Origin of the sequence: Streptomyces sp. BoleA5, from assembly GCF_000373665.1 — a bacterium.
In the GTDB taxonomy this organism is placed as follows: domain Bacteria; phylum Actinomycetota; class Actinomycetes; order Streptomycetales; family Streptomycetaceae; genus Actinacidiphila.
Genome location: NZ_KB892135.1, coordinates 243,791 through 269,211 on the forward strand (window position 1 = coordinate 243,791; position 25,421 = coordinate 269,211).

18 protein-coding genes are annotated in these 25,421 nt (G+C 71.3%); 7 read left to right on the top strand and 11 right to left on the bottom strand.

Features of this window, described 5'->3' with window-relative positions; genetic code table 11:
- Nucleotides 1-30: 30 nt before the first annotated feature.
- From B085_RS0134805 to B085_RS0134845, 9 genes are all read right to left on the bottom strand, one after another.
- Entirely contained in the window at nucleotides 31-1,329 is a 1,299-nt protein-coding gene (locus B085_RS0134805) for a sugar ABC transporter permease (protein WP_018563228.1), read from the bottom strand.
- Nucleotides 1,326-2,114 carry an ATP-binding cassette domain-containing protein gene (locus tag B085_RS0134810; RefSeq protein ID WP_037733039.1) on the bottom strand — a complete coding sequence of 263 codons (789 nt, stop codon included), beginning with the start codon at nucleotides 2,112-2,114 and terminating at the stop codon, nucleotides 1,326-1,328. The genes B085_RS0134805 and B085_RS0134810 overlap by 4 nt, the downstream gene beginning before the upstream one ends.
- A 187-nt stretch (nucleotides 2,115-2,301) precedes the next feature.
- Nucleotides 2,302-3,405 carry a sugar ABC transporter substrate-binding protein gene (locus tag B085_RS0134815; RefSeq protein WP_026251754.1) on the bottom strand — a complete coding sequence of 368 codons (1,104 nt, stop codon included), beginning with the start codon at nucleotides 3,403-3,405 and terminating at the stop codon, nucleotides 2,302-2,304.
- A 146-nt stretch (nucleotides 3,406-3,551) separates the two neighbouring features.
- Entirely contained in the window at nucleotides 3,552-4,748 is a 1,197-nt protein-coding gene (locus tag B085_RS0134820) for an ROK family transcriptional regulator (protein ID WP_026251755.1), read from the bottom strand.
- Nucleotides 4,749-4,974: 226 nt separating this feature from the next.
- A complete protein-coding gene (locus B085_RS0134825; protein ID WP_018563232.1) occupies nucleotides 4,975-5,910 on the bottom strand; it encodes a carbohydrate ABC transporter permease in 936 nt (311 codons plus the stop codon).
- A 16-nt stretch (nucleotides 5,911-5,926) separates the two neighbouring features.
- Nucleotides 5,927-6,859 carry a carbohydrate ABC transporter permease gene (locus tag B085_RS0134830; RefSeq protein ID WP_018563233.1) on the bottom strand — a complete coding sequence of 311 codons (933 nt, stop codon included), beginning with the start codon at nucleotides 6,857-6,859 and terminating at the stop codon, nucleotides 5,927-5,929.
- Between the two features lie 101 nt (nucleotides 6,860-6,960).
- Complete coding sequence (gene ngcE, locus B085_RS0134835; RefSeq protein WP_018563234.1) at nucleotides 6,961-8,355, bottom strand: N-acetylglucosamine/diacetylchitobiose ABC transporter substrate-binding protein; 1,395 nt, start codon at nucleotides 8,353-8,355, stop codon at nucleotides 6,961-6,963.
- Between the two features lie 266 nt (nucleotides 8,356-8,621).
- Nucleotides 8,622-11,336 (bottom strand): aconitate hydratase AcnA, encoded by a 2,715-nt coding sequence (gene acnA, locus B085_RS0134840; protein WP_018563235.1) that lies wholly within the window; start codon nucleotides 11,334-11,336, stop codon nucleotides 8,622-8,624.
- Between the two features lie 316 nt (nucleotides 11,337-11,652).
- Nucleotides 11,653-12,480: an isocitrate lyase/PEP mutase family protein gene (locus B085_RS0134845; protein WP_018563236.1), complete on the bottom strand. Its 828-nt coding sequence runs from the start codon at nucleotides 12,478-12,480 to the stop codon at nucleotides 11,653-11,655.
- 132 nt (nucleotides 12,481-12,612) lie between these two features.
- Here B085_RS0134845 and B085_RS0134850 point away from each other — a divergent pair, with 132 nt between their 5' ends.
- The 6 genes from B085_RS0134850 (at nucleotide 12,613) to B085_RS0134875 (ending at nucleotide 22,117) form a co-directional block, all read left to right on the top strand.
- Nucleotides 12,613-14,103, top strand: a complete 1,491-nt coding sequence (locus B085_RS0134850) for an AlkA N-terminal domain-containing protein (RefSeq protein ID WP_018563237.1) — start codon at nucleotides 12,613-12,615, stop codon at nucleotides 14,101-14,103.
- Nucleotides 14,104-14,106: 3 nt separating this feature from the next.
- Nucleotides 14,107-14,613 (top strand): methylated-DNA--[protein]-cysteine S-methyltransferase, encoded by a 507-nt coding sequence (locus B085_RS0134855; protein WP_018563238.1) that lies wholly within the window; start codon nucleotides 14,107-14,109, stop codon nucleotides 14,611-14,613.
- Nucleotides 14,614-14,627: 14 nt separating this feature from the next.
- A complete protein-coding gene (locus B085_RS0134860) occupies nucleotides 14,628-16,157 on the top strand; it encodes a helix-turn-helix domain-containing protein (RefSeq protein WP_018563239.1) in 1,530 nt (509 codons plus the stop codon).
- Nucleotides 16,158-16,396: 239 nt separating this feature from the next.
- Nucleotides 16,397-17,305 (top strand): hypothetical protein, encoded by a 909-nt coding sequence (locus B085_RS0134865; protein WP_018563240.1) that lies wholly within the window; start codon nucleotides 16,397-16,399, stop codon nucleotides 17,303-17,305.
- 49 nt (nucleotides 17,306-17,354) lie between these two features.
- Complete coding sequence (locus B085_RS0134870) at nucleotides 17,355-19,199, top strand: HSP90 family protein (RefSeq protein ID WP_018563241.1); 1,845 nt, start codon at nucleotides 17,355-17,357, stop codon at nucleotides 19,197-19,199.
- Complete coding sequence (locus B085_RS0134875; RefSeq protein WP_018563242.1) at nucleotides 19,199-22,117, top strand: hypothetical protein; 2,919 nt, start codon at nucleotides 19,199-19,201, stop codon at nucleotides 22,115-22,117. The genes B085_RS0134870 and B085_RS0134875 overlap by 1 nt, the downstream gene beginning before the upstream one ends.
- 102 nt (nucleotides 22,118-22,219) lie before the next feature.
- On the opposite strand, the gene B085_RS0134880 is transcribed toward B085_RS0134875, so the two are convergent.
- The gene (locus B085_RS0134880) at nucleotides 22,220-22,618 is read right to left on the bottom strand and encodes a RidA family protein (RefSeq protein ID WP_018563243.1); all 399 of its coding nucleotides are present in this window, start codon (nucleotides 22,616-22,618) and stop codon (nucleotides 22,220-22,222) included.
- Nucleotides 22,615-23,718, bottom strand: a complete 1,104-nt coding sequence (locus tag B085_RS0134885; RefSeq protein WP_018563244.1) for an acyl-CoA dehydrogenase family protein — start codon at nucleotides 23,716-23,718, stop codon at nucleotides 22,615-22,617. Before B085_RS0134885 ends, B085_RS0134880 begins: the two co-directional genes overlap by 4 nt.
- Before the next feature lie 95 nt (nucleotides 23,719-23,813).
- Between B085_RS0134885 and B085_RS0134890 the strand changes: the two genes are divergently transcribed.
- Nucleotides 23,814-25,418: an AMP-binding protein gene (locus tag B085_RS0134890; RefSeq protein WP_026251759.1), complete on the top strand. Its 1,605-nt coding sequence runs from the start codon at nucleotides 23,814-23,816 to the stop codon at nucleotides 25,416-25,418.
- Nucleotides 25,419-25,421: the final 3 nt, after the last annotated feature.

Genomic DNA, 25,421 nt, shown 5'->3' on the forward strand with positions numbered 1-25,421 from the left:
CACGTCACGCCACTGGTGCGGTGAGAACCGTCAGCCGCGGCCGGCGGCCTTCTGGCTCTTGCGGGACACCGAGTCGATGACCACGGCGGCGAGGAGCACCGCGGCGGTGATCATGTACTGCAGCGCGGTGTTCATGTTGAGCAGGTCCAGGCCGGTCTGGATGGACTGGATGACCAGCATGCCGAGCAGGGCGGACCAGACGGTGCCGCGGCCGCCGAAGAGGCTGGTGCCGCCGATGACCGCGGCCGCGATGGCCAGCATCAGGGTGTTGCCGCCGCCGGCACCGAGGGTCGCCGTGAAGGTCTGCGCGGCGAAGAACAGACCGCCGAGCGCCGCGAAACCGCCGGAGATGGCGAACACCGAGATGCGGACCATGGCGACGTTGATGCCGGCCCGGCGGGCCGCCTCGATGCCGCCGCCGACCGCGAACACCTTGCGGCCGTAGGAGGTGCGCCGGAGCACGAAGTCCGTGATGACCAGGGCCGCCAGGAAGATGACCAGCGCGTTGGGAACGCCGCTCGCCTGGTTGAGGACGTACGCGGCGACGAAGGAGACGACCGCCAGGGCGCCCACGCGGAACGCGATCTCACCGGTGGGACGGAACGGCACGCCGGCCGCGCGACGCCGCCGCTGCTCGATCAGGGAGCCCGCCAGCATGGCCACGGTGCCGAGTCCGGCCAGCAGGTAGGCGCCGGAGATGTCCTGGTCCATGAAGAAGGAGCGCTGGCCCAGGATGTGCAGGGGGCCGTTGTCCGGGATCGAGAGGCTTCCGCTGTCGCCGAGCAGCTGCAGCATCAGGCCGTTCCAGCCGAGGAAGCCGGCGAGGGTGACGACGAACGCGGGGACGCCGATCTTGGCGAAGAACCAACCGTGCAGGGCGCCGATGAGGATGCCCGTGACAACGGCCAGCACCAGGGCGAGCCACGGGTTCATTCCGTGGTTCGTCACGAAGATGGCGAAGACGGCCGAGGCCAGGCCGCTGACCGAACCGACCGACAGGTCGATCTCACCGAGCAGCAGCACGAAGACCAGACCGATGGCGAGCATGCCCGTGGCGGCCAGGAAGAAGCCGATGTTGGCCAGGTTGCCGGCGCTCAGGAAGCTGCTCGACTGGGTCTGGAAGATGGTCCAGATGATGATCAGGCCGATGATGACGGGCAGCGAGCCGAGCTCACCGCCGCGCACCTTGCGCTTGAACTCCGTGATGTAGCCCTTGAGGCCCTCTTCACGGACGAGCAGGCGCGGGTCGACCACGGGCACGGCCGCCGAGGACGCGTCCTCGACCGCTGCCACCGCGTCCTTCTTTACGGTCTTCGACGTGTCGCTCACTTTGCATCCTCCGTGCGCCGCGCCTGACGGCGGGTCACGGCGTTGTCCGTGGCGCCCGTGATCGCGGAGATGATTTCTTCCTGGGACGTGCTCTTGACGTCGAACACACCGTTGTTGCGACCGAGCCGCAGTACCGCCACCTTGTCGGCGACGGCCTTGACGTCCACCATGTTGTGGCTGATGAGGATGACGGCGAGGCCGCGCTGACGCAGCCGCTCCACCAGGTCGAGCACCTGGGCCGTCTGCTCCACACCGAGGGCGGCGGTCGGCTCGTCGAGGATGACCAGCTTGGGGTCGCCGATCAGGGCGCGCGCGATCGCGACGACCTGACGCTGACCACCCGACAGGCTCGCGATCGGGATGCGGACGCTGGGGATGCGGATCGACAGGGTGCTCAGCAGCTCCCTGGACCGCGCCTCCATGGTGACCTCGTCGATCACGCTGGCGCGCTTGATCTCGCGGCCGAGGTAGAGGTTGGCGACGACGTCGAGGTTGTCGCAGAGCGCGAGGTCCTGGTAGACCGTCGCGATTCCGAAGCCCTGGGCGTCGTGCGGCTTGTTGATGCTGACCGGCTTGCCCTCCCACTCGATGACGCCTTCATCGATGGGGTGGACACCCGCGATCGTCTTGACCAGGGTCGACTTACCTGCGCCGTTGTCGCCGACGAGCGCGACGACCTCACCGGCGTGGACCTCCAGATCGACATCGGTGAGTGCCTGGACCGCACCGAATCGCTTGGAGACTCCGCGCAACGCCAGCACGGGCGTAGCGGACACGTGAACCATCTCCTTCGCCGCCTGACCGGCGGGGATGCCGCGCTTGCAGGGGCGCGGAGTTTTGTGCAAACTGCACAGCTTTACATGAACGGAAGCGAACTGTCTGTCCGGCGCCCGCCCCGTCAGCGGGGTCTGTTGGACGGGGCGGGCACCGGACAGGTACGCGTGGCGGCCTCCGGTGGGAGGACCTGCCGTGTTACTGGAGGCCGGCAGCCTTGCAGGCCGCGGCGAACTCGGCCGTGCAGATCTCCTCGACGGACCACAGCTTGTCGGCGACGACGGTGTCCTTGACGTTGGCCTTGGTCACCGAGACCGGGGTCAGCAGCTGGGACGGGACCTTGTCACCGGAACCGCTGGTCAGCGAGGTGGTGGCCAGCGAGTCGATGGCCTTGCCCTCGATCAGGTTGACCGCGAGCTGGGCGGCCGCGTCGGCCTCGGGCTTGAACGCCTTGTAGACCGTGCTGGACTGCGTGCCCGCGACGATCCGCTGGATGCCGGCGAGTTCGGCGTCCTGACCGGTCAGCGGGATGCCGCTGATGCCGGCGCCCTTGAGGGCGGTGGCGATACCGCCGGCCATGCCGTCGTTCGCGGCGTAGACGCCCGCGATCTTCTTGGCGCCGATCTGGGTGATGGCCGCCGTCACCTTCTGGTTGGCGACGGTGTCCTTCCACAGACCGCTCTGCTCGTAGGCGATCTTGACCTTGCCGTCGAGCACCTTGTGGGCGCCCGCCTTGAACATCGCGGCGTTCGGGTCGGCGTCGTCACCGTTGATCATGACGACGTTCGCCGACGGCTTCGCCTTGTCGCCGAGCGCGTCGAGCAGCGCCTGGCCCTGCAGCTCGCCGACCTTCTCGTTGTCGAAGGAGACGTACGCGGAGACCGGGCCCTGGGCGAGGCGGTCGTAGGCGACGACCTTGATGCCCTTGTCGACGGCGGCCTGGACGGAGGTCTTGATGGCAGCGGCGTCCTGGGCGCTGATCACGATCACCTTGACACCCTTGGTGATCATGGTCGAGACCTGCTGGGCCTGCTTGCCCGAGTCGCCCGCGGCGTTCGCGTACTGTACGTCGCAGTCGGCGCACAGCTCCTTGACCTTGGCCTCGAACAGCGGCTTGTCGAACTTGTCGTACCGCGCGGTGACGCTGTCGGGAAGCAGCAGACCGATGGTCTTGCTCTTGCTGCCGGTGCTGCTGCTGCCGCCGTCCGCCTTGTCGTCGCCGGCCTTGCCGCACGCCGCAACGGAAAGGGCCATGGAGACGGCCGCGGTGCCGATCACGACGCGACGCATCATTGCGTTCATGTGGGGTTGCCTCCCTGACAGGGCCGCAAAAGACTGCGGCCGAGGTGAGCGTGAGTCAACTCGGCAACAGCCTTGACGTCAAGAAGTAAATACTTAACGAGATGGCAACGGTGCGTTTCGTTATCTAGATGAACGCAGAGTGATCTCTACGACACAGCGACCGCTGCAGGGGCATCGGCATCCAAAAGGGTTGAATCCCCCACCTCACTGAGGGCCAGCGCCAGGGCGCCCAGCACCTCCGCGCGGGCCCCCAGGCCCCCGGAGACAACGGACAGGCGCCGCGCCGCACTGGGGATCGCGTACCGTGCCACGGACTCCCTGAGGGGCGCGAGGACCAGTTCCCCGGCCTCGGCGAGGTCGCCGCCGAGCACCACCCGGCTCGGGTTCAAGAGGTTGGCGAGGCTGGCGACGCCCATGCCGATGTGCCGGCCGACGTCCGCGATGACCCGGCGGCAGCCCGGGTCGCCCTCGCGGCCCAGCTGCACCATGCGCGCCAGGGTGAGACCGGGGCCGTGGCTGCCGCGCAGCAGGTCCAGTACGTAGCGGGCGGCGGTGAAGGTCTCCAGGCAGCCGCGGTTGCCGCAGCGGCACACCGGGCCGGACTCGTCCAGCGTGATGTGACCGATCTCGCCCGCGGTGCCGCCGGGCCCGCGGTAGATGCGGCCGTCGATCACCAGCCCGGCGCCCACGCCGCTGGCCACCTTGATGTACGCCAGGTCCTTCACCCCCCGGCCGCCGCCCCAGACCAGTTCGCCGAGGGCGCCGAGGTTGGCGTCGTTGTCCACCTGGACGGGCATGCGCAGCCGCTCGGCGAGTTCCTGGCGCGGGTTGATGCCGCCCCACCCCGGAAGGATGGCGGTGGACCCCAGCGCGCCGGTCTCCACGTCGATCGGGCCCGGCACGCCGAGTCCCACGCCGATCACCTTGTCGGCGTCGATGCCGCTGGACTCGATCAGCCGCGCGACCAGTTGCTCGGCCCGGTCGAAGCCCTCGGAGGCCGAGGCGTCCACGTCGATCGGCTCGGACTGCTCGGCGAGCACCTGGTGGGCCAGGTTGCCGACCGCCACCCGCAGGTGGGAGTGCCCGAAGTCGACGCCGACGACGACGCCCGCGTCACCGGACAGCGCCACGGCGCGGGCCCGGCGCCCGCCCGAGGAGGTGGGGGTGACCTGCACGGTCCCGTTGTCCCGCAGTTCGCGGACGATGTTGGAGACCGTCGCGGCGGACAACCCCGTCGTACGGGCGATCTCCGCCTGCGTCAGCGAACCCGCCAGGCGTACGGCCCGGACCACCCGCTCGAGGTTGGCCCGGTGCAGCGACGACTGGGATCCCGGAGTCTCCACGACCATTCCACTCCTGCCGAACCGGACGGGAGCCACGCCGATGAGACCCCGTCGTCTACAACATGTGAACTCTAAGCAAGCCTTTAGGCTCGCTTCCCGTCAAGGGGCAGAACCAGACCGCCGACCTAATGCCCGAAAAATCCAGAAGCGGCCCCGCACACGGCGGGACCGCTTCCGCTCCGCCGCCCGGACGGCCGGGCGGCGGCCACGTGGAGTGACCTTCCGGTTACTTCAGGGTGCCGGCCGTCAGACCCGCCTGCACCTGCCGCTGGAAGGAGAGGTAGACCACGAGCACCGGCAGCATCGCGATGGTCATGCCCGCGAAGAGCGCCGGGTAGTCGCCGGAGTACCCCTGCTGCTGCGCCAGGTTCACCAGGCCCTGGGCCAGCATCGAGCGGTCCGGGTCGCTGCTGGACTGCTGCTGCATGAGGGTCATCGGCAGGATGTACTGGTTCCACTGGCCCAGCACGTTGAAGATTCCCACGCTGATCAGGCCCGGCTTCGCCATCGGCAGCATCACCTGGAAGAAGGCGCGGGTGTGCGAACAGCCGTCGATCATCGCCGCTTCGTGGACCGCCGTGGGCAGGGTCCTGAAGAAGGAGTGCATGAAGAAGACGGTGAAGGGCAGCGAGTAGGCGACGTAGACCAGGATCAGGCCCTGGTAGGTGTTGAGCATGCCCAGGTTGCTGACCATGAAGAACAACGGCACGAGGGCGAGGTACACCGGGAACATCGCGCCGCCGACGAACAGGTAGAAGATGATCCGGTTGCCGGGGAATTCGTAGCGCGCCAGCACGTACGCGGTCATCGACCCCAGCAGCATGGTCAGCGGGACCGAGAACACCAGCACGATCACCGTGTTCACGAAGAACTCGCCGATGCCCTTCTCCCAGGCCCGGGAGAATGCGTCGAAGGACCAGTGCGAGGGCCAGGACCAGGCGCTCGCGCCGATCTCCGTGTTGTTCTTGAAGGAGCCGAGGACGATCCATGCCAGCGGCAGGAGGATCATCACGCCCCACAGGACCAGGAAGCCGTGCGAGAAGACGTTGAGCGTCGTGCCGCCGTCGGCGAAACGTTCCCGGTCGGTCTTCTTGCTGCCGATCGTGGTGGGCTGCCCCTTGAAGACCGGTACCGGAGTGGGCTGCTTGATGGGAGTGGCCATGGGATGCGCTCCCCGCTCAGTACTCGATGCGATCGCGGCGGGAGACCCGCAGCGCGATGGCGGAAAGGATCAGGGTGAGGAAGAGGATGACGACGCCCATGGCACAGGCGTAGCCGCTCTTTCCGAAGGTGAGGAAGTTGCGCATCAGGTAGGTCGCCATGACCTCACCGTGGTAGTCCGGGCCGCCGCCGAAACTCGATCCCGGAGTGAGGACCGAGGCCAGCACGAAGAAGTCCATCGCGGCGATGGCGAGGTACACCCAGGCCGTCTGCACGCTGTCCCACAGCAGCGGGAGCGTCACCTTGAAGAAGGTCTGCAGGCGGCCGGCGCCGTCCAGCAGCGCGGCCTCGTAGATGTCCTTCGGAACGGACTGCATGGCCGCCGAGAACAGCACCAGGTAGAAACCGACACCGGCCCAGATCTGCACGCCGAGCAGGCACCACATCACCAGGTCGGGGCTGTTCAGCCATTCGACCGGGGCACTTGGGTCCTGCAGGTGCAGTTTGATGAGGATGCCGTTCAGGAGGCCGCTTCCGTCACTGCGGTAGACCGCCTGGAACAGCACGACGAGAATGGCGACGGAAAGCACCTGGGGAAAGAAGAAGACCACCTTGTAGAGGGCGGATCCGCGCACTCCGCGCACGCCCGTGGTACCGCCGCGGCCACCCACGTTGAGCATGAAGGCGAAGAAGAGCGCCAGCAGGATCGTGATCACCGGCAGGAAGACCAGCAGCAGCACATTGTGCCGGAGCGCCTGCAGGAAGACGTGGTCCCCGAAGAGCTTGGTGTAATTCTCCAGGCCGACGAAGTGCATCTCCTGGGACTGCCCGGACCAGTCCGTCAGGGAATACCCGAACGTCTGGAGGTACGGCCAGATCACGAAGACGACGTAGAGCACGACCGGAATGACGAGGAATCCCGCGATGAACGGGTACTTGCGGTAACGCATGGCGCTGCTCCTGCCATCGGGTAGACCGTCGCACCGGGGCCCCGAACGCCCCCCGGACCATCAGGGGGCACCGGGGCCCCGGTGCGCAAGGGCCGGGCGAACTAAGAGCCCTTCTTGGCCTTCTCGGCCGCCGCCTTGACCCGCTTGAGCCAGTCGGCGGGCTTGATGCGCTTGGCCATCAGCTCGGCGCTGGCGTTCTGCACGTCGGTGTCGAAGGCACTCTGCGTGTTGATGTAGTTGTAGTTGAAGACGTTGCTCCCGGCCGCGGTGAGCGCGGTGACGGTGGACGCGGTGCCCGGGCGCAGCTGGACGTCGGAACCGACGCCGTCCTTGAGCACGGTCAGCGAGTTGGCCGTCTGGGCGAACTTGCTCGAGGCTTCCTTGGTGAGCATGATCCGCAGGAACTCCAGGCCGCCCGCCTGGTTCTTGGCCTTCTTCGGGACGATGAAGGGCTCACCGGCGCCGGCCCGGATCGCCTCGAAGGGCAGCTTGTCGCCGTCCAGCGAGGGGATCGGCAGGAAGGTCATCTCGAAGTCCGAGGGGGTGGCCTTCAGCTGCTCGTTCTCCAGCCACGAACCGCAGGGGATGAAGGCGGCCTTGCCCTCGTTCCAGGCGGTCTGGGACTCGATGTGGGTCATGCCGTTGGTGCCGGGGAGCAGGTAGCCCTTGTCGGCGATCTGGTAGACGGCCTCGACGGCCGCCTTGGCGGCGGGCTCGTCCCAGACGGTCGCGTCCATGTCGTCGATGCGCTTCACCAGGTCGGGACCGCCGTGCTTGGCGATGAGGTCCATGACCACGATGTTGATGTAGTACGGGTACTTGCCCTGGTGGCAGAAGGGCGCGATGCCGGACTTCTTGATCTCCTCGCACAGCGACATGAAGTCGGCCCAGGTCTTCGGCGCGGTCCAGCCCTTCTCCTTGAAGAGCTTGCCGGAGTACCACAGGCCCCAGACGGTGTAGATGTAGGAGAGCTGGTACATCTTGCCGTCGTCGAAGCTGCCCGTCTCGATGGTGCCGGGCTGCAGGACGTCCCTGATCTTCTTGCTCGGGTCGTCGATGTAGGGCGCGTCGAGCAGCGGCGTGAGGTCGGTGAGCTGGCCGCTCTTGTAGAGCACGTCCAGCTTGATCTGCTGGGCGCCGGAGTCGTCGACGACGTCCGGCGGGTTGCCGGCGTTGAAGCGGGGCTGGAGCTTGCCGGTGATCTCCTGGGTGCCCAGGTGGCTGACCTTCGACCCGGCGAACTTCTTCTTGTAGATCTTCTCGAACTCGATGGCGTACGCGTCCCCGTAGCCGCCCTTGAAGATCACGACGTCCAGAGGGGCGTCGTTGGCCGCGCCGAAGGGGTTCTCCTTGGACTTCTCGCCCTTCTCGGTGCCCTTGTCGTTGCCGCTGCCGCTGGACGCACAGGCACTCAGCAGACCCGCGGCGGGAGCGGCCAACAGGCCCACCGCTGCGGCTCGCTTGATCAGATCACGCCGGTTGACGTCGGATCTCATGCTCAAGTCCTCACCTTCTCCAGGACCCATGCGGTGCGGAGTTGAATCTGTGCACGGGCCACGCACCCGTTGTTCCCCCCGCGCAAGCCCGCGTTCAGCGGGCCTCCTGGACGCCGACAGGTATAGTCCACTTCCCGCGAGGTGGGCAAGGTCATGCGCGCTTTTGACAGACAGCTTTCCCTAGTTGAGACCTGCCGGTAACGCGGACGGGCCCGCACCCCCGGCGGGGATGCGGGCCCGTTCGACGGGTCCGGACGCGGTGATCCTTACTTGCGGATCAGGGAGCGCAGGACGTACTGCATGATGCCGCCGTTGCGGTAGTAGTCCGCCTCACCGGGGGTGTCGATGCGGACCACGGCGTCGAACTCGACGCCGGTGTCGGTCGTCACCTTGACGGTGCGCGGGGTGGTGCCGTCGTTGAGCTCGGTGATGCCGGAGAACGCGAAGGTCTCCTCACCGGTCAGGCCCAGCGAGGCCGCCGTGGCGCCCTCGGGGAACTGCAGGGGCAGCACGCCCATGCCGATCAGGTTGGAGCGGTGGATGCGCTCGTACGACTCGGCGATGACGGCCTTGACGCCCAGCAGCGCGGTGCCCTTGGCGGCCCAGTCGCGGGAGGAGCCGGAGCCGTACTCCTTGCCCGCCAGGACGACCAGCGGGGTGCCGGCGGCCTGGTAGTTCTGCGACGCGTCGTAGATGAAGGCGACCGGGCCGCCCTCCTGCGTGAAGTCGCGGGTGTAGCCGCCCTCGGTGCCCGGCGCGATCTGGTTGCGCAGGCGGATGTTGGCGAACGTGCCGCGGATCATGACCTCGTGGTTGCCGCGGCGGGAGCCGTAGGAGTTGAAGTCGCGGCGCTCCACACCGTGCTCGGTGAGGTACGTGCCGGCCGGGGTGTCGGCCTTGATCGCACCGGCCGGGGAGATGTGGTCGGTGGTGACCGAGTCGCCCAGCTTCGCCAGCACTCGGGCACCGGCGATGTCGGTGACCGGGGCCGGCTCCATGGCCATGCCCTCGAAGTACGGGGGCTTGCGGACGTAGGTCGACTGCGGGTCCCACTCGAAGGTGTTGCCGGTCGGGATCGGCAGCGACTGCCACTGGGCGTCGCCGGCGAAGACGTCCTGGTAGGAGGTGCTGAACATGTCCTGGCCGATCGCGGAGGCGACGACCTCGTTGACCTCCTGCTCGGAGGGCCAGATGTCCTGCAGGAAGACCGGCTTGCCGTCGGTGTCGGTGCCGATGGCGTCCTTGGTGACGTCCACCTTCATGGAGCCGGCGATGGCGTACGCGACGACCAGAGGCGGGGACGCCAGGTAGTTCATCTTGACGTCCGGGTTGATCCGGCCCTCGAAGTTGCGGTTGCCCGACAGCACCGAGGTGACCGCGAGGTCGTGCTCGTTGACGGCCTTGGAGACCTCGTCCGGCAGCGGGCCGGAGTTGCCGATGCAGGTGGTGCAGCCGTACCCGACCAGGTTGAAGCCCATCTTGTCCAGATACGGGGTGAGGCCGGCCCGGTCGTAGTAGTCCATGACGACCTTGGAGCCCGGGGCCAGGGTGGTCTTCACCCACGGCTTGCGGGTCAGGCCCTTCTCGACCGCCTTCTTGGCCACCAGGGCGGCGGCGACCATGACGTACGGGTTCGAGGTGTTGGTGCAGGAGGTGATCGCGGCGACGGTGACGGCGCCGTGGTCGATCTCGTAGGTCGAGCCGTCGGGGGCGGTGACCAGGGTCGGGCGGGTCGGCACACCGTTGCTGGCGGCCGGGGAGTCGGAGGCCGGGAAGGACTCCTGGCCCGACTCGTCGGCGGTGTCCACGTAGTTGCGGACGTCGCTCTTGAACTGCTCGGCCGCGTTGGCGAGGATGATGCGGTCCTGCGGACGCTTCGGGCCGGCGATGGAGGGTACGACCGTGGAGAGGTCGAGCTCCAGCTTCTCGGAGAAGTCCGGCTCGGCGGCCGGGTCCAGCCACAGGCCCTGCTCCTTGGCGTACGCCTCGACGAGCGCGAGCTGCTGCTCCGAACGGCCGGTCAGCTTCAGGTAGTTAATGGTCTCCGCATCGATCGGGAAGATCGCCGCGGTGGAGCCGAACTCCGGCGACATGTTGCCGATCGTGGCGCGGTTGGCGAGCGAGGTGGCGGTGACGCCCTCGCCGTAGAACTCGACGAACTTGCCGACGACACCGTGCTTGCGCAGCATCTCGGTGATGGTCAGCACGAGGTCGGTGGCGGTGGTGCCGGTGGGCAGCTCGCCGGTCAGCTTGAAGCCGACGACGCGCGGGATCAGCATGGAGACGGGCTGGCCGAGCATGGCGGCCTCGGCCTCGATGCCGCCGACGCCCCAGCCCAGCACACCGAGGCCGTTGACCATGGTGGTGTGCGAGTCGGTGCCGACGAGGGTGTCGGGGTACGCCTGGCCGCCTCGGACCATGACGGTGCGGGCCAGGTGCTCGATGTTGACCTGGTGGACGATGCCGGTGCCCGGCGGGACGACCTTGAACTCGTCGAACGCGGTCTGGCCCCAGCGCAGGAACTGGTAGCGCTCCTTGTTGCGGCCGTACTCCAGCTCCACGTTCTGCGCGAAGGAGTCCGGGGTGCCGAACTTGTCGGCGATCACCGAGTGGTCGATGACCAGCTCGGCCGGGGCCAGCGGGTTGATGCGGGACGGGTCGCCGCCCAGCTCCTTGACGGCCTCGCGCATGGTGGCGAGGTCGACCACGCACGGCACACCGGTGAAGTCCTGCATGATCACGCGGGCCGGCGTGAACTGGATCTCCTGGCTCGGCTGGGCCTGGGAATCCCAGCCGCCGAGCGCGCGGATGTGGTCGGCGGTGATGTTCGCGCCGTCCTCGGTGCGGAGCAGGTTCTCCAGCAGCACCTTCAGGCTGTAAGGGAGGCGCGCGGAGCCCTCGACCTTGTCCAGCCGGAAGATCTCGTACGACTCGTCGCCCACCTGCAGGGTGCTGCGGGCGTCGAAGCTGTTCGCCGACACGACAGTCTCCTTCGTAACTTTGCGCGTACCACCGCAATGCTGCCGCTTCGACCCCTGGCCGATCCGCTAAGGTAAGGCTAACTAAGGAGAGCCTTACCTCTGGCGGCAGCGGTGCGCCTTGGCAGATATCTCGATGTCGAGATAACTCTAATACATCACCGCTGCCGGGTCATGCGCCGGGCCGTCTGTGTGCGGCGTCACGCTCCTTCCGCCGTGCCCGGGCGCCCTGGGGTGCCCCTCCCGCTCCTCCCCGCCGCGCGCCGAGGGCGCTGTCCACGAAGGCCGGACGGCACCCACCCCGGGTGAGGCTTTGCCGTCACCCTTCCGGGAGCATCAGGGCATTGAGCTCGCCCCAGGGGATGCCGCCCGCGACGGCCGCATAGGTGCCGGTGGCGAGCAGTTCGCGCGCGGCCCGGTCGACCAGCGCGTAGGCGGCCTCGGCGACCGCGCTGCCGAGGCTGACGCGCGCCGCGCCCGCGGAGGCCAGGACGGACACCGGCGGCGCTCCGGGGCCGGCCAGGATGCCCACGGGGGCGCCGATGCCCTCGGCCAGGGCGGCCACGACGGCCGGGTCGCTCACGCCGGGCACGAAGATGCCGTCGGCGCCCGCCGCGAGGTAGCCGGCGGCACGCTCCAGGGTCTCCCCCAGGTCGCCCGCGCCCCGCAGGAAGGTGTCGGTGCGGGCGTGGACGAACAGCGGCACCCCCTCCTCGTCGGCGGCGCGGCGGGCGGCCGCGATGCGGGCGGCCTGGTCGTCCACGGCGCGCAGGGCGGCCGGGCCGCCGTCGTGGGAGTCCTCGATGTTGATGCCGACCGCGCCCGCGGCCAGCACCGCCCGCACCGTCCGCGCGACCCCCTCGGGGTCGGCCGCGTAGCCGCCCTCGATGTCGGCGCTGACGGGCACGGAGACGGCCGCGGCGACCCGTGCGGTCTGATCCAGCGCGAGGCCGCGGTCGACGTGGTCGCCGTCCGCGGTGCCCAGGGTCCAGGAGACCCCGGAACTGGTGGTGGCGACGGCGGCCGCCCCGGCGCGCTCGGCGACGCGGGCGCTCGCCGCGTCCCAGGCGTTGGCCAGCAGCAGCGGGCGCCCGGGGACATGGAGGGAGCGGAAGAGTTCGGCCTTGGCCTTGAGTTCGCTGATCACGGACCGCAGTCCATCACCGGCCGGGGGGCGGGTCCGGCGGATTTCCGACACCTACGTCCCGGGCCGCCCGCCCGCACGTCCGTGTCGGATTCTCGCTAGCCCCGGCCCGCGCCCGCCGCGGATGCTGGGGATGTGCATGAGGACTTCGAGCGCTGTGTGCGCGCCGTGCAGTCGAAGGACTCCCGTTTCGACGGGTGGTTCTTCACCGCGGTGCTGACCACCCGCATCTACTGCCGGCCCGGCTGCCCCGCGGTGCCGCCGAAGCCGGAGAACATGAGCTTCCACCCGAGTGCGGCCGCCGCCCAGCAGGCCGGCTTCCGCGCCTGCAAGCGCTGCCGCCCCGACGCCGCCCCCGGTTCCCCGCGGTGGAACGAGCGGGCGGACCTGGTGGCCCGAGCCATGCGCCTGATCGCCGACGGGGTCGTCGACCGGGACGGCGTGCCCGGGCTCGCGGCGCGTCTCGGCTACAGCACCCGGCAGGTCGAGCGGCAGCTGCGGGCCGAGCTCGGCGCCGGGCCGCTCGCCCTCGCCCGGGCGCAGCGGGCGCAGACGGCCCGGCTGCTGATCGAGACCTCGGCGCTGCCGATGGCCGACGTCGCCTTCGCCGCCGGGTTCAGCAGCATCCGCACCTTCAACGACACCGTGCGCGAGGTCTTCGCGCTCACCCCGAGCGAGCTGCGGACACGGGCGGCCCGGTCGCGGCACTCCGTCCCCGCCGCCGACGTGTCGGGCTCGCTCACGCTGCGACTGCCCTTCCGGGCGCCGCTGTGCCCCGGCAACCTCTTCGGGCACCTGGCCGCGACCGGCGTGCCGGGTGTGGAGGAGTGGCGGGAGGGCGCCTACCGGCGCACGCTGCGGCTGCCCCACGGCCACGGCATCGTGGCCCTGCGGCCCGAGCCCGACCACGTCGCCTGCCGGCTCTCCCTCACCGACTGGCGGGACCTGTCGCACGCGATCAGCCGCTGCCGGTGGCTGCTCGACCTGGACGCCGACCCGGTCGCCGTCGACGGGCTGCTCCGGCAGGACCCGTTGCTCACCCCGTACGTGGACGCGAACCCCGGGCGCCGGGTGCCGCGCACGGTGGACGGGCCCGAGTTCGCGGTCCGCGTGGTGCTCGGGCAACAGGTGTCGACCGCGGCGGCGCGCACGCTGGCCGGCCGGCTGGTGAGGGCGCACGGCGAGCCCGTCGCCGACCCCGGAGGCGGGCTGACCCACCTGTTCCCCTCCCCCTGGGCGCTCACGGGCCTGGACCCGGAGTCGCTGGCGATGCCGCGCACCCGGCGGGGCACGCTGACCGCCCTGGTCGCCGCGCTCACCGAAGGGAGCCTCGACCTGGACGTCGGCAGCGACTGGGAGAAGGCGCGGCGGCAGCTCGAGGCGCTCCCGGGCTTCGGCCCGTGGTCGGTCGAGGTGGTCGCGATGCGGGCGCTCGGCGACCCGGACGCCTTCCCCGCCACCGATTTGGGTGTACGTGCGGCCGCGGAAAAACTGGGCCTCCCGACGACCCCCGCGGCCTTCGTCCGGCGCGCCGCCGCCTGGCGGCCGTGGCGCGCGTACGCCGTCCAGCACCTGTGGGCCACCGGCGAGCACCCCGTCAACGTCCTGCCCTCCGACCGAGCCTGAGGAATGTTCATGTCCCTTCGCACACACGCCCTCATCGACAGCCCGGTCGGGCCGCTGACCCTGGTCGCGACCGGCGGTGTCCTGTCCGGTCTCTACATGACCGCGCAGCGCCACCGGCCGCCGGAGGAGTCCTTCGGCGCGCGCCGCGCCCCGGACGAGTCCCCGTTCGCGCCCGCCGCCGAACAGCTGGGGGCGTACTTCGAGGGCGGGTTGACCGCCTTCGACCTGCCGCTGGACCTGCGCGGCACCCCCTTCCAGCAGCGCGTCTGGGCGGGTCTGCGGGCCATCCCGTACGGCACGGTGATGACGTACGGTCAGCTGGCGGACAAGCTCGGCAGCCCCGGCGCGTCGCGCGCCGTCGGGCTCGCCAACGGACGGAACCCGGTCGGCATCATCGTGCCCTGCCACCGGGTGGTCGGCGCCTCCGGCGGTCTCACCGGATACGGAGGCGGTCTGGAGCGCAAGCGGTTCCTCCTGGACCTGGAGCTCAGGTTGACATCTCATATGTGAGATACGCTCTCCCTATGGGAGACGACTACCTCGCACGCATCGGCAAGCTCATCCGTGACGCCCGACAGCACCGGGGCTGGACCCAGTCGCAACTTGCGGAGGCGCTCGGAACCAGCCAAAGCGCGGTGAACCGTATTGAACGCGGGAACCAGAACATCAGCCTTGAGATGATCGCCCGAATCGGTGAAGCGCTCGACAGCGAGATCGTCTCCCTCGGCTACGCGGGCCCCATGCACCTGCGCGTCGTCGGCGGGCGCCGGCTGTCCGGCGCCATCGACGTCAAGACCAGCAAGAACGCGTGCGTGGCGCTGCTGTGCGCCACGCTGCTGAACTCCGGGCGGACCACCCTGCGCCGCGTCGCGCGGATCGAGGAGGTCTACCGCATCCTGGAGGTGCTGAACAGCATCGGCGTGCGCACCCGCTGGATCAACGACGGCAACGACCTGGAGATCGTCCCGCCCGCGCGGCTGGAGCTGGACGCCATGGACACCGACGCCGCCCGGCGCACCCGCAGCGTGATCATGTTCCTCGGCCCGCTGATGCACCGGACCGACCGCTTCCGCATCCCGTACGCGGGCGGCTGCGACCTCGGCACCCGTACCGTCCAGCCGCACATGACCGCGCTGCGGCACTTCGGGCTGGACGTGACCGCCACCAGCGGGATGTACCACGCCCGGGTCGCCCCCTCCGTGGCCCCGCGGCGGCCCATCGTGCTGACCGAGCGCGGCGACACCGTGACCGAGAACGCCCTCCTGGCGGCCGCCCGGCACGAAGGGGTGACCGTCATCCGCAACGCCAGCTCCAACTACATGGTCCAGGACCTGTGCTTCTTCCTGGAGGAGCTGGGGGTTCGGGTGGACGGCATCGGCACCACCACGCTGACCGTGCACGGCGTCGCCGAGATCGACCGGGACGTGGACTACGCGCCCTCGGAGGACCCGGTGGAGGCCATGAGCCTGCTGGCCGCGGCCGTGGTCACCGAGTCCGAGCTGACCATCCGCCGGGTGCCGGTGGAGTTCCTGGAGATCGAGCTGGCGGTCCTGGAGGAGATGGGCCTGGACCACGAGCGCTCGGCCGAGTACCCCGCCGACAACGGCCGCACCCGGCTGATCGACCTCACCGTGCGCCCCTCCAAGCTGCGCTCCCCCATCGACAAGATCCACCCCATGCCCTTCCCGGGCCTCAACATCGACAACGTGCCCTTCTTCGCGGCGATCGCCGCCACGGCACAGGGCTCGACCCTCATCCACGACTGGGTCTACGACAACCGCGCCATCTACCTCACCGAGCTGACCCGGCTCGGCGCCAACGTCAAGCTGCTGGACCCGCACCGGGTGCTGGTCGAGGGCCCGACCCGCTGGCGCACCGCCGAGATGATGTGCCCGCCGGCCCTGCGGCCCGCCGTCGTGACGCTGCTGGCGATGCTCGCCGCCGAGGGCACCTCGGTGCTGCGGAACGTGTACGTCATCAACCGCGGTTACGAGGAGCTGGCCGAGCGGCTCAACTCCATCGGGGCCCAGATCGAGACGTTCCGCGACATCTGACCCGTCCCGCCCCTCCTGGCCGGGAAACCGGCTACTCCCCCGCAAGGTGGCCGTGATAATCATGCTCCGGGCCGCGGATCATGGCCCATGGGGGGAAACGGCCAGGCCAGGAGGGGGTCTTCATGGTGGCGGTCCGACGTGGTCCCGCGGGCGGGACGGCGGACGGCGGTACGAGAGGCGGATCGGGGCTCTCGCTGAGGCGGTGGGCACCGCGTCCCGTGGCACGGATGAGCCCCGCGATGGGGAACCCGCGCCTCGCACGACTGCTGGCGGCGGCCGAGGCGGCCGACTGGCCGGCGATGCGGGACGAGCTGTCGGCGGTCTCCGACGACGGGGAGCGCGGCTGGCTGATCGCCAACGCCACCGAGGTCGCGGGCTACGAGCAGTGGATGCCCAAGGCCGTCGCGGACGAACCCGAGTCGGGTCTGGCGCTGCTCGTGGCCGGTGCCCGCCAGGTCGCCTGGGCCTGGGAGGCGAGGACCGGACTGCGGGCGAAGCACGTCTCGCGTGAGCAGTTCCAGATCTTCCACGAGCGCCTCGAGGTCGCCGAGGACCTGCTCTACCGAGCCGCCGAGCTCGAGCCCGGCTGGGCGTCCCCCTGGTACTTCCTGCAGATGTCCGCCCGGGGGCTGCAGATGGGCCAGGACATCTCCCGCCTGCGCTTCGAGGCCGCCGCCCGGCGGGTCCCGGAGCACCTGGGCGCGCACCAGCAGCAACTGCAGCAGGTCTGCGCGAAGTGGGGCGGCTCCCACGACGAGATGCACGCGTTCGCGCGCGCGTCCGTCCTGAACGCCCCCGAGGGCAGCGCGCTCGGCGTGCTGGTCGCGGTCGCGCACCTGGAGCACTGGCTCGACCTCGATCGCGGCGCCACCGACAGCCCCTACATGCGGACGGCCCATGTCGTCGCGGAGCTCCACGAGGCCGCCGACCGCTCGTACCGCCACGCCGCGTACGGGGAGCCGGTCAGCCGGCTCGGCACCCTCAACACCTTCGCCCTGGCCTTCGTCCTGGCCGGCGAGAAGAAGGCGGCCGCGGCCGCCTTCACCGCCACCGGCGGGCTCGTCACGGAGTTCCCGTGGCAGTACCTCGACGGCAGCGTCCCGGTGTCGCCCTACCGCACCATGCGGTTCCGCGCCGGACGTCCCTGACCGCCACACGCCCCGTTCCCCGTCCGCGCACCGCCCGGAAGGCCCTTCGGTGTCCCAGTCCCCGTCAGCGCACACGTTCCAGGTCGACCTGCGCGGCCTGGTCGACCTGCTCTCCCACCACCTCTACTCCAGCCCCCGCGTCTACCTGCGCGAGCTGCTGCAGAACGCCGTCGACGCGATCACCGCCCGGCAGGCGGTCCAGCCGGGCGCACCGGCCAGGATCACCGTGCGGACCGGTGACACGCTCAGCGTCACCGACACCGGAGTCGGGCTGAGCGAGGCCGACGTCCACACCTTCCTCGCGACGATCGGGCGCAGCTCCAAGCGCGCCGCCGACGGGGAGATCGAGGCCGCCCGCGGCGACTTCATCGGCCAGTTCGGCATCGGTCTGCTGGCCTGCTTCGTGGTCGCCGACGAGATCACGGTCGTCAGCCGTCCGGCGACCGCGCCCGGCGCCCCGGCCGTTGAATGGCGCGGACGCTCCGACGGCAGCTACACGATCCGCACCCTCCCCGCCGACGCGCTGCCCGAGCCGGGCACCCGCGTGACGCTGACCCCGCGCGCCGACGCCCGCGAGTGGACGGAGCCCGAGCGGGTGGCCTCGCTGGCCCGGCACTACGGCAGCCTGCTGCGGCACGAGGTCACCGTCGTCGACCCGCGCGGCGAGAGCACCGCGGTCAACGAGACGCCGCCGTGGGAGCGGCGCCACGGCTCCCCGCTGGCCCGCGCCGAGGCGCTCGCCGAGCACTGCCGCGCCACGTTCGGCTTCACACCGCTCGACACCATCGACCTCGACCTGCCCGTCGCCGGGCTGCGGGGCGTGGCCTATGTGCTGCCGACCGCCGTCAACCCGTCGGAGCGGGCCGGGCACCGGGTGCACCTCAAGGGCATGCTGCTCTCGGACCGGGCCGCCGAACTCCTGCCGGAATGGGCCTTCTTCGTCCGCTGCGTCGTGGATGTCACCAGCCTGCGCCCGACCGCCTCACGCGAGGCGCTGTACGAGGACGAGACGCTGGCCGCCGTCCGCGACGCCCTCGGCGCCCGCATCCGGGACTGGCTGACCGGGCTCGCCGCCAGCGACCCGGTACTGCTGCGGCGCTTCATCGACAGCCACCACCTCGCCGTCAAGGCGCTGGCCCGCTACGACGACGCGCTGCTGCGGATGCTGCTGCCGTGGCTGCCCTTCGAGACGACGGACGGCAACGTCACGCTGGAGGAGTTCGCCCGCGCCCACCCCACGGTGCTGGTCACCCGCAGTGTCGACGAGTTCCGGCAGGTCGCGCCGATCGCGGCGGCCGCGGGCCTCGGCGTCGTCAACGGCGGCTACACCTACGACCGGGACCTGGTGCACCGGCTGCCCGAGATCCGTCCGGGGACCACGGTCACCGACCTGGACCCGGCCACTGTGACGGCGCACCTCGACCCCGTCGACTCGGCGGCCGAACTCGCCGCCGCCGCCTTCCTCGCGGTCGCCCGCGAGGTCGTCGGCCAGTACGACTGCGACGTCGTCCTGCGGGCCTTCCAGCCGGTCACGGCGCCGGCGCTGCTCCTGGACGACCGCGAGGCCCGCCACGAGCGCACCCGGGCCGGTCTCGCGCAGAGCAGCGACGGCCTGTGGGCGGACATCCTCGGCTCGCTGCGCACGGAGGCCCCGCGGGCCCAGCTCGTCCTCAACCACCTCAACCCGCTGGTGCGCAGGGCCGCCACCGTCACCGAGCGGGGGCTCGCCCTCACCACCGCCGAGGCCCTGTACGGGCAGGCGCTGCTGCTCACCCGGCGGCCGCTGAAGTCCTCCGAGAGCGCGCTGCTCAACCGGGCGTTCATCGGCCTGCTCACCCACGCCATGCACGACCAGGACGCCCCCGCGTCCGGGCCGGACGCCAAGGAGCACTGATGCTGGACACCCCCGAGGCCGTGTTCGAGGCGCTCCGCGAGAACAACGAGCGCCCCTACGGAACGCCCCGCACCGTGACCGCCGAGGAACTGGTCGAGGCGGCCGAGCAGTTCGAGGAGAAGGACGTCCTGGTGACGGCGCTGCTCGAACTGATGTCGGCGTACGAGTACGCCGCCGAGCACCGCAAGTCCCCGGTCGTCTTCGCCCGGATCCTCACGCTGTGGGAGGAGGTGCCCGGCTCCTTCAGCGAGTGGGAGGCCCGCCAGGTGCTGTGGCGCCACAAGTGGGTGACGACCTCGCTGCTCCAGGTGCCGGACGTCCCGCTGGCCACGGTCGACGGGTGGGTCGGCCGGATGCGCGACCGCTACCGCGCCGCCGGTGAGGGCCTGCAGCCGGTGGCGGCGATGCGGCACCGGATCGCCGCCCACACCGGCGCGGACCGCGAGACGGCCTGGGACCTGTGGGTCACGCGGCCCCGGGAGCGGCTCAGCGACTGCCTGGCCTGCGAGACCCGGCACCAGGGGCTGCACCACGTCGACGCGGGCGACGACGAAAGGGCCCTGCGCACCTGGGAACCGGTCCTCGGCGGCGTCCAGAGCTGCGAGGAGGAGCCCTGGGTCACCCAGGCCCACGCCCTGCTGCCGCTGCTGCGCCTCGGCCGCACCGACGAGGCCCGCTCGTACCACCTGACCGGCTACCGGCACGCCCGGGGCCGCGTCGGCATGGCCGAGGAGACCGGTCTGCACGTGGAGTTCTGCGCGCTGTCCGGCAACGAGGGCCGGGCGCTGGAGATCCTCGCCGAGAACCGCGCCCTGTTCGACACCGCCGGAGCCCCGCTCTCGCTGCTCGGCTTCCTCACCGGTGTCCAGGTCCTCACCCGGCGCCTGGTCGACGAGGGGTACGACACGACTCCCGTCGCCGGGCCGGTGGGACGCACCTGGACGGCGCGGGAACTGCTGGACCACGTGAGCGAGCAGGGCGACGCCCTGGCCGGGGCGTTCGACCGGCGCAACGGCACCGGCGCCGTCGGCGAGCGCCGCCGGGCGCGGCTCGCCCGACGGCCGCCGCTCGCCGAGCCGCTGGCGCTCGGGCTGCGCACCGCGGCCGTGCCGTCGCCGGAGGGCGAGCCGGCGGTGACGGCCCCGCCAGTGGCCGCCTCCGCACGGGAGGTGCCCGAGGACTTCGTGGAACTGGTCCAGAAGGCACGTGAGTTGGCCGACGCGGGCCGACCCGGCGACGAGGAGCTGTGGCGCCGGATCGCCGAGCGCGTCGGAGCCGACGGCCATGTCCACGATCCCCGGCTGGGGCCGGAGGAGCGGCTGCGGGGCGAACTGGCCGAGCACCGCGCCTTCGCGGCGATGGAGGACGAGGACAAGGCGGCGGTCAAGGCCGCCCTCGCCGAGGCACGCGAACTGTTCGCCCTGGCCGGCATGCCCGAGCGCGTGCTGACCGCCCGAGCGCGGCTGGCCTCGGTGGGCGTGGAGCCCGGCCCGGAGGCCGACGCGGGCCGGGCGGAGCTGGACACCGTCCTGGCCGAGGCCCGCGCGCTGGCGGACGAGGACACGGCCACCGCCGGGGTCCGGCGCGCCTACTTCGTCGTGCTGCAGTGCCGCGCGTTCCTCGCGCACACCGAGGCGATGGCCGCGCTTCCCGACGTCCCGGCGGAGCTGCGCGAGCGCTTCGAGGCCGCCGTGGCCGAGGCCGTGGCCGAGTCGGAACGGCTCGGCGCCCCGGAGCGCACGGTCAACACCCGGGTGTACGCGGCGGATCTCGCGGCGCGCTCCGGTGATCCGGAGCGGGCCGAGCGGGAACTGCGGAGCGTGCTGCGGGTCGTGGAGGCGGCCGGGACACCCTGGCGCGGCACGCGCCCGCGAGGGCTGCTCGGCCAGGTGCTGCTGCAGCAGCACCGCCCCGAGGAGGCCATGGAGCAGTTCCACGGCGCGCTCGCCTCGGCCGCCGCGCATGGCGACACAGCGTTCCCGGTGGCGCGCACCCACGCGCTGCTCGGCCACGCCGCCGACCACGCGGGCGACCAGGGCGCGGCCGTGCGCCACCTGTCCGACGGCGCGTCACGGCTGGACCGCGAGGGCGACGCGGCGGGCGCCGCCGAGTTGCGGGTGGAGCTGGCGGACGTGCTCGCCCGCGCCGACCGCCAGGCGGACGCCGTCGCCGTGCTGGAGTCGCTGGTCGCGGACGAGGCCGCGGCCGGCATGGACGAACGTGCCCTGGCCCAGGCCCGGCTCCTGCTGGCGCGGGGACTGCGGGAGCTGGAGGAGCACCGCGCGAGCGCCGAGCAGTTCCTGCTGCTGGCCGACGCCGTCGAGCCGTGGGAGGAGCAGTTCACGCACACGCTCGTCGCCTCGGAGGCCGCCGTCGCCCTGCTCGCGGCCGGCCGTGAGGACGCGGCGCGCTCCGCGTACGACCGCGCCGTCGCCTCGCACGCCAAGGGGCCGAACCCGCACGCGGTCGCGGAGATGATGCGGGACTTCGCCGCGTACGCCGTGTCGGCCAAGGGCGCCGACGGCCTGGAGGACGCCCTGGGGCACCTGCGCAGGGCGGACGAGGTCCTGGCGGCACTGTCCGGGGACGACGAGGACGTCGCCCGCTGGTACCAGACCGGCGCCACGCACTACCAGCGCGGCCGGGCCTACGCCGGCGCCGAGCGCTTCCCCGAGGCGCTCGCCGAGCTGGAGCGGGCGATCGCCGCCCACGAGGAGGGCGGGGCGCAGGGCGAGGCGCCGCGCGCCGAGGCCGTCCGGGTCGCCGCGCTGGTCGAGGCGAACGGCCTCGGCCGGCCGGACGCCGCCCTGGCACGGCTCCGCGCCGCGATCACCCGCTGCCGGGAGGCGGGGCTCGACCAGGCGGCCGCGATCCTCTCCCGGGTCGGCGACGAGGTGTCCTCGCGCGGCCGGGGCTGACCTGCGCGGTGCGGGGCGTGCGGGCGTCCGGGCCCCGCGTGGTCGCACCGGGAAGGGCGCCAGGGGCCGTTGACGCCCCTGGCGCCCGGTCCACCGGACCGGTCAGGACAGCACGGCGAGGCCGTCGAGTTCGACCATGGCCTCCTCGTCCCACAGGCGGGTGATGCCGATGACCGCCATCGCCGGGTAGTCGCGGCCGGCCAGGGCGCGCCAGATGCGGCCGAGTTCGGGCGCGTGGTCGCGGTAGGCGGCGACGTCGGTGGTGTGGACGGTGAGCCGGGCGAGGTCGGCGGGGGTGCCGCCGGCGGCCTGGAGCGCGGTGAGCAGGTTGATCAGCGCGTGCTCGAACTGGGCGGGGAGCGTCTCCCCGACGATCTTGCCCCCGCAGTCCAGCGCGGTCTGGCCCGCGAGGAGGACAAGGGTGCTCCCGGTGGCGGTGACGGCGTGGCTGAAACCGGTGGGCGGGGACAGCTCGGGCGGGTTGATCCGGTTGAGGGTCATGCGAAGAGCTCCTTGGCGATGATCGACCGCTGGACTTCGGTGGCGCCTTCGTAGATACGCGGTGCGCGGACCTCGCGGTAGAGGTGCTCCAGAAGGTGGCCGCGCTCCAGGGCGCGGGCCCCGTGGATCTGGACCGCGGCGTCGACGGCGTACTGGGCCGTCTCGGTGGCGAAGAGCTTGGCCATGGCGGAGCTGCGGGCGGTCCAGGCGGCGCCGGAGTCGTAGGCCTCGGCGGCGGCGTAGACCAGCAGGCGGGCGGCCTCGGTGCGGGTGGCCATCTCGGCCAGGGTGTGGGAGACGGCCTGAAGCTCCTTCAGGGGCGCGCCGAAGGCGGTGCGGGAGGCGGCGTGGGCGGCGGCCGCGTCCAGGGCGGCCTGCGCCATGCCGACCGCGAAGGCGCCGACGCTGGGGCGGAAGCGGTTGAGGGTGGTCATGGCGACCCTGAAGCCCCGGTCGACCTCGCCGATCACGTCCTGTTCCCCGACCGGTACCGCGTCGAAGCGCAGCCGCCCGATGGGGTGCGGGGAGAGCATGTCGAGGCGTTCGCCGCCGAGGCCGGGGCGGTCGGCGGGGACGGCGAACGCGGTGACCCCGCGGGCCCCGGCGCCGGGTGTGGTCCGGGCGAAGACCGTGTAGACGTCGGCGTCGGGGGCGTTGGAGATCCAGCACTTCTCGCCGGTGAGCCGCCAGCCGCCGGGCGCGGGCTCCGCGGCCAGTTCGAGGGCGGCCGCGTCCGAACCGGCGCCCGGCTCGGTGAGCGCGAAGGCCGCGACGGCCTCGCCGGAGACGACACGCGGGATCCAGCGGGCGGCCAGCTCCGGGGACTCCAGCAGGGGGTGGGCGCCCAGGCCCTGCAGGGCGAGCGCCGTCTCGGCCTCGGTGCACTCGCGGGCCAGGGACTCCCGGAGCAGGCACAGCTCCAAGGCGGTGCCGGGGAAGAGGCGCGCGAGCAGGCCGAGTTCGCCGAGGGCGGCGAGCAGCGGGCGGTTGACCCGCCCGGGTTCACCGGCCTCCGCCAGAGGCCGCAGCCGTTCGGCGGCCCAATCACGGATCTGTGCACACCACTTGAGCTGTTCCGGGTCGAGCGCGAACGATGCCACGCGGCACCTCCCGTATCGCGTACCGTTGACTGCCGTCACAAACACGTTACGCTGAATCCGTCCGCAACCAGGGGCCAACGAGGGGCGAACCCGCCATGGACCTGCTGCCATCAGCTCACGTGGACACTTTCCCGCGGGATCACCTCCCGCCGCGTGACCAGTGGCCCGTCCTGACCCAAGACCTCCCCGAGCTGGCCTATCCGGGCCGGCTCAACTGCGGTACCGAACTCCTCGCCGCCGGACTGCCCGAGGCGCCCTGCCTGCGGATGCCGGACGGGGAGGTCTGGTCGTACGCGGACCTGCGCGCCGCCTCCGACCGCATCGCGCACGTGCTGACCGACGACCTCGGGGTGGTGCCCGGCAACCGCGTGCTGCTGCGCGGTCCCACCACGCCGTGGCTGGTGGCGTGCTGGTTCGCCGTCATGAAGGCGGGCGCGGTCGCGGTGACCGTGCTCGCGGCGCACCGCCCGCACGAGCTGGCGACGATCTGCGAGATGGCCTCCGTCCGGCACGCGCTGTGCGACATCCGCGCGGTCGACGACCTCGCCAAGTGCGAGGCGCCCGGGCTGCGCATCGCCACGTACGGCGGCGAGGCACCGGACGACCTGCTGCGGCTCGCCGCCGGCCGGCCGGACTCCTTCGCCGCGGTGGAGACCTCGTCCGACGACGTCGCGCTGATCGCCTTCACCTCCGGCACCACCGGAAGGCCCAAGGGCTGCATGCACTTCCACCGGGACGTGCTGGCGATCGCCGACACCTTCTCGGCGCACATACTGCGACCCACCTCCGCGGACGTGTTCGCCGGCAGCCCGCCGCTGGGCTTCACCTTCGGGCTGGGCGGCCTGGTCGTCTTCCCGCTGCGCGTGGGGGCGTCGGCACTGCTGCTGGAGCAGGCCGGCCCCGAGCAGCTCGCCCGCGCCGTCGCCGAGCACGGGGTGACCGTGCTGTTCACCGCGCCCACGGCCTATCGGGCCATACTCGCCTCGCACGGCTCCCGGGACCTGTCCTCGCTGCGTCGCTGCGTGTCCGCGGGCGAGAACCTGCCCGAGGCGACCTGGCACGCCTGGTACGAGTCGACGGGCCTGCGGATCATCAACGGCATAGGGGCCACGGAACTGCTGCACATCTTCATCTCCGCCGCCGACGACGTGATCCGCCCGGGCACCACGGGCCTGCCGGTGCCGGGCTTCCAGGCCCGGGTCGTCGATCCCGTGACGCTGTCCCCCCTGCCGGACGGCGAGCCGGGGCTGCTGGCGGTGCGCGGCCCCACGGGCTGCCGCTACCTGGCGGACGAACGGCAGCGTGAGTACGTGCGGGGCGGCTGGAACATCACCGGCGACACCTACGTGCGCGAGGCGGACGGCTACTACCGCTACGTGGCCCGCGCCGACGACATGATCATCTCCTCGGGCTACAACATCGCGGGCCCCGAGGTCGAGGAGGCGCTGCTGCGCCACCCCGACGTGCGGGAGGTCGCGGTCATCGGCGTACCGGACGACCAGCGCGGCCAGATCGTCCGGGCCTTCGTCGTGCTGCGGGACGGGCCGCCGCGCGACGAGCACACGGTCGAGGCGCTGCGCTCCTTCACCCGTGAGGAGATCGCGAGCTACAAGTGCCCGCGCGAGATCGTCTTCATCGACGCCCTGCCCCGCACGCCCACCGGGAAACTGCAGCGCTTCCGGCTGCGCCACCTACAGTGATCG

Excerpts from the sequence above, each read along its gene's own strand:
- B085_RS0134810 (WP_037733039.1), bottom strand. The coding sequence starts at position 2,114 with ATGGTTCACGTGTCCGCTACGCCCGTGCTGGCGTTGCGCGGAGTCTCC.
- B085_RS0134815 (WP_026251754.1), bottom strand. The coding sequence starts at position 3,405 with ATGAACGCAATGATGCGTCGCGTCGTGATCGGCACCGCGGCCGTCTCC.
- B085_RS0134825 (WP_018563232.1), bottom strand. The coding sequence starts at position 5,910 with ATGGCCACTCCCATCAAGCAGCCCACTCCGGTACCGGTCTTCAAGGGG.
- B085_RS0134830 (WP_018563233.1), bottom strand. The coding sequence starts at position 6,859 with ATGCGTTACCGCAAGTACCCGTTCATCGCGGGATTCCTCGTCATTCCG.
- ngcE (WP_018563234.1), bottom strand. The coding sequence starts at position 8,355 with ATGAGATCCGACGTCAACCGGCGTGATCTGATCAAGCGAGCCGCAGCG.
- B085_RS0134855 (WP_018563238.1), top strand. The coding sequence starts at position 14,107 with ATGTTCATGTCCCTTCGCACACACGCCCTCATCGACAGCCCGGTCGGG.
- B085_RS0134860 (WP_018563239.1), top strand. The coding sequence starts at position 14,628 with ATGGGAGACGACTACCTCGCACGCATCGGCAAGCTCATCCGTGACGCC.
- B085_RS0134865 (WP_018563240.1), top strand. The coding sequence starts at position 16,397 with ATGGGGAACCCGCGCCTCGCACGACTGCTGGCGGCGGCCGAGGCGGCC.
- B085_RS0134875 (WP_018563242.1), top strand. The coding sequence starts at position 19,199 with ATGCTGGACACCCCCGAGGCCGTGTTCGAGGCGCTCCGCGAGAACAAC.
- B085_RS0134880 (WP_018563243.1), bottom strand. The coding sequence starts at position 22,618 with ATGACCCTCAACCGGATCAACCCGCCCGAGCTGTCCCCGCCCACCGGT.
- B085_RS0134890 (WP_026251759.1), top strand. The coding sequence starts at position 23,814 with ATGGACCTGCTGCCATCAGCTCACGTGGACACTTTCCCGCGGGATCAC.